Below are 3,864 nucleotides of genomic sequence, written 5' to 3' on the forward strand. Positions count from 1 at the left end.
TAACATATTAATAACTTTGTTGGTAATTCGTCATATAAGAAAGATGCTACAGAATTAAATCTAAAATTATGTTACATTAGCCCTGCAAATTGGAATTTATTTAACTCTTTTAAACATTGGATGTTCTTCATTGAACTCAACTAAATCCCATAGGTTACCGTATAAATCTTTAAATACTGCAACCGTTCCGTAGTCTTGATTTTTAGGTTCCCTAACAAACTCTATTCCTATTTTTTTCATTTCACTATAATCACGCCAAAAATCATCAGTTCCTAAGAAAAGAAAAACTCTTCCACCTGCTTGATTTCCTATAAAAGCCTCTTGTTCTGCCTTAGAGGCTCTTGCGAGTAATATTGTTGTTCCATTTGAACTTGGTGGAGATACTACTACCCACCTTTTATCTTGCTCCGGTTGATATGTATCTTCTACTAATTCAAAATGAAGTTTTTTTGTGTAAAACTCGATTGCTTCATCATAATCTTTTACTACTAAAGCAATATGCACCACTGATTGAATCATTAATTACCCTCCTTATTCTGTTACAATTAACTAACAGACAAACTACTAGCTTTATCTGCTAACACGATTTAAATATTAAGAATATTGTACATTAAAAAATTAATAATTATATTCATGATTTCCAACAGATATTTTTTGAGCTAATATTTCATTTTTCCATGGCTTTCTTATTTCAATGAGATTTAAAACACTGTATCCGATATTAGATAAAAATTTTATCATCTTATCATTATTAGGATGTACCCAATTATAAACTGTATCTCCACCTAATTTATTTGCAATCTTTTCTGCTTCTTTATATAATTTAAAAGCTATACCATTTCTTCTTGCATTATTATCAACAGATATGGATTCTGCCCAAACTATACTATCATCAACTCTACAAACTAAATAGCCTAACAGTTCTTTACTATTATTTTCAGCTACAAAGATAGGATACTTTGCCTCTATATACTCTTTAAATTCTTCCTTTGCTTGATCTATTTTACGTGTTGATGTAATTCCTTTAAGTTCTTTTAGCTCAACTCTAAATTGTGCTATTAGCCTTGATATTCTTTCTTCATCATCTATTTGAGCTAAACGTATAATCATTGTTTTCACCTCTTTTAATAATTTATTACTATCTCGAATTAATTTCAATATATTTTGTAAATATCCCATTGTTTAATCTTCAAAGAACATTGTTCATACTTTTAATTTCAATAGTTACGTCACAAAATATTTAAATTGCGACGTAAAAATACCGTAGAATTCATTCGAATAATACGGTATTTGCATAAAATATTCGATTTTAAATTTTAGTCGTTAAATAAGAAAATTGTTCATCAAGTTTATTATTTTTTTATTGCTTATTTATCTGCTATATTCAATAATTTCACCATTTGCAACTTTCTCTTGATACTCAATTGTTTTTATAACCATTTCATGACAAACTACAATCACTCTGTTATACTTCAAATACTTTTCCAATACCCCATTTATTCTTCTCTTCATATTTTCCTTAGTTTCCCACACTTTGACCTCACCCTTAGGATGTATTCCATTATGTAAATCAAAATCTCTGCTCAAGGCAAAACATTCTTCTGAGGTTCTATGTTGAAAGTTTATTATATCAGGTATCCATTCATGTAAGTCAACATCAACTTCTATATCTATTCCTAATTCCTTGGATAAAATTGATGCACTTTGAAGTGCTCTTGTATAAGGTGATGAAACAATAATTTCACAATTTTTAAGTCGATTGTCTTTTGATGTTTCTTTTAATTGCTGTATTCCAATTTCAGTTAATGGTGCTAAATCCAACCCATGTCCAATAAAATTTCTATCGTTAACAGGTTGATATGTTGGTTCTCCATGTCTAATTAAATAAAATACTGTCATAATTCTCCCCCTTTAATACGCACTTTCTTACTATCATGAATTAATTGTAGCATATTCTGTAAATACCGCACTATTCAATTTTCAAAGAACACTCTTTATTAATTACTTCGTCATTTAATTAAATTACAACATAAAAAACACCGTAAAATCCATCACTGAATAATACAGTATTATAATAAAATATTCATGTTTTATAGTAGAAGATTTTTTACATTACAGTAAAAATTTCTTCACAAAACCTGTAATATTTCCATCAACTTCAGTGATTTATTTAGCAGTATCATACAATCTTATAAGTGGCTAGATTATAGGTGTTCCATCGATTTTAAACCTATTGAATATTTAGTTTTTCATAAAATCCATATTTACTCTGTTAATATAAACATCTTCTCCATATTCATCAACATATGCTTTTTCGAACCCTAAGGATTTCCAAAATTTTCGATTATTCTCGTTTGATAGATTAAGTGCGAAATATTTAGCTCCCTCTGTAACAGTCTGATCTTTTAAAAGATAAAAAAATTGCTTGCCAAGTCCTTGATTTCTATAATTAGAATCTATACAGTAATCAACTATAAAACATTTTCCATCCTCAGAAATATAAGTTACATAAATACAAAATCCAACATATTCATTATTTTTTCTAAAAAATAAGATATTCAATTGATCCTGTTTTCTACTGAAAAGATTCATTATATGATTTTTGTATTCTTTTGAGAAAAACCATTTTTTCACCTCTTCATCCAGTGGATTTCCTAAGGTGCAATTTGGAATTATATCTTCCTTCATATATTGATCTCTTTTTTCCCAAAAAAGATCAACTTCTTCCTTCAATTTAACCGCATATAAACTTAGCTCTAAATTCATTTATTTCCCCCTAAATACGCACAATAATTTAAATATTAGTAATATTGTAACATACTTGGTATATAACTGTATTAATTTGAGTCATTATATAAAACTTTCTCTGTTTTATCACTCAAAATATTGTAGGGGCGAACATTGTTCGCCAGTTTTCATTCACAGGTTTCTAATATTACTGCATTTTAAAGCCAAGATTATGTAAATGTGATTTGAAATAATAATATATTTATCAATTTTGCTGTTAAGATAATGTTTTACAATATTATATATTGGAATATCAACTGATTATTCAATATATAATGTCAGAAACAAGTTTGAACTTTCTGGAGAACACTGTTCTCCCCTACACAAAATAATATCATGTTCTATAAACTACTTATTAAAGTTAATATAAAACCTTTAAATTTTGAAATAAAAATACCGTAAAACTCCTTTTTTTAAATTTTACGGTATAATGTTCTATATTAAAATGCATTCCATAAGAATATAAATATAAACACACAGCCCCATGCGTTATCAGTAAGTTCCTTTATCATAAGCATACCATATATAATAATAGCCACTGTAATTCCTTCAATTATATTCTCTGCCGTAACTCCTATCATTCCATGAATTAAAAGGCACATTATAGCACAAATAATTGCACCCCAATTCACCCATTTTTTTCCACTTGGACACTTAATATTAATCTTTTCGCTGATCACTACATAATTAAATCCTTCAAAAAATCCCCATGCAATCGAAATTAATATCATACCAATTATATTTATAGGAAATGAACTTGCTAATACCTCTTTTGTCATGTTCACACCTTGAAATGGTAAATAGCTAGTTGCTTGCCCCGTTACAAATCCAAATATAATATTTGGTATGAACACAAGTATAGAAAGAATTATTGACTTTAATGCCCCTTTCCTCTTCAGCCCATAACTTAGAAAACTTTCCTTCCTCAAAATAGAAACTATTGTTATCCCAAGACCTGCAAGGCCAAATTGAATAAGAGCCGCAACCATTGTGCGTAATATAATATTGATGTTTTTATTTCCTGCAAAACTCATAATTTGATTTCCAAATATCATAAAGCTTCCTAGAACTATAACT

General features: G+C 28.3%; 5 protein-coding genes. All 5 read right to left on the bottom strand.

Annotated features, from left to right (window positions below):
- Nucleotides 1-96: 96 nt before the first annotated feature.
- Entirely contained in the window at nucleotides 97-519 is a 423-nt protein-coding gene (locus B2W91_RS02745) for a VOC family protein (RefSeq protein WP_291578752.1), read from the bottom strand.
- A 99-nt stretch (nucleotides 520-618) separates the two neighbouring features.
- Nucleotides 619-1,110 carry a GNAT family N-acetyltransferase gene (locus tag B2W91_RS02750; RefSeq protein WP_291578753.1) on the bottom strand — a complete coding sequence of 164 codons (492 nt, stop codon included), beginning with the start codon at nucleotides 1,108-1,110 and terminating at the stop codon, nucleotides 619-621.
- A 261-nt stretch (nucleotides 1,111-1,371) separates the two neighbouring features.
- Complete coding sequence (locus tag B2W91_RS02755; RefSeq protein ID WP_291578754.1) at nucleotides 1,372-1,899, bottom strand: histidine phosphatase family protein; 528 nt, start codon at nucleotides 1,897-1,899, stop codon at nucleotides 1,372-1,374.
- 342 nt (nucleotides 1,900-2,241) lie between these two features.
- Entirely contained in the window at nucleotides 2,242-2,766 is a 525-nt protein-coding gene (locus tag B2W91_RS02760) for a GNAT family N-acetyltransferase (RefSeq protein WP_291578755.1), read from the bottom strand.
- Between the two features lie 461 nt (nucleotides 2,767-3,227).
- Nucleotides 3,228-3,864, bottom strand: a 637-nt coding sequence (locus tag B2W91_RS02765; RefSeq protein ID WP_291578756.1) for a hypothetical protein, incomplete at its 5' end; no start/stop codon positions are given.

This window comes from Clostridium sp. UBA6640, from assembly GCF_002455975.1.
Lineage (GTDB): Bacteria > Bacillota > Clostridia > Clostridiales > Clostridiaceae > Clostridium_J.

Coding starts and splice junctions, on each gene's coding strand:
- B2W91_RS02745 (WP_291578752.1), bottom strand. CDS start 519: ATGATTCAATCAGTGGTGCATATTGCTTTAGTAGTAAAAGATTATGAT.
- B2W91_RS02750 (WP_291578753.1), bottom strand. CDS start 1,110: ATGATTATACGTTTAGCTCAAATAGATGATGAAGAAAGAATATCAAGG.
- B2W91_RS02755 (WP_291578754.1), bottom strand. CDS start 1,899: ATGACAGTATTTTATTTAATTAGACATGGAGAACCAACATATCAACCT.
- B2W91_RS02760 (WP_291578755.1), bottom strand. CDS start 2,766: ATGAATTTAGAGCTAAGTTTATATGCGGTTAAATTGAAGGAAGAAGTT.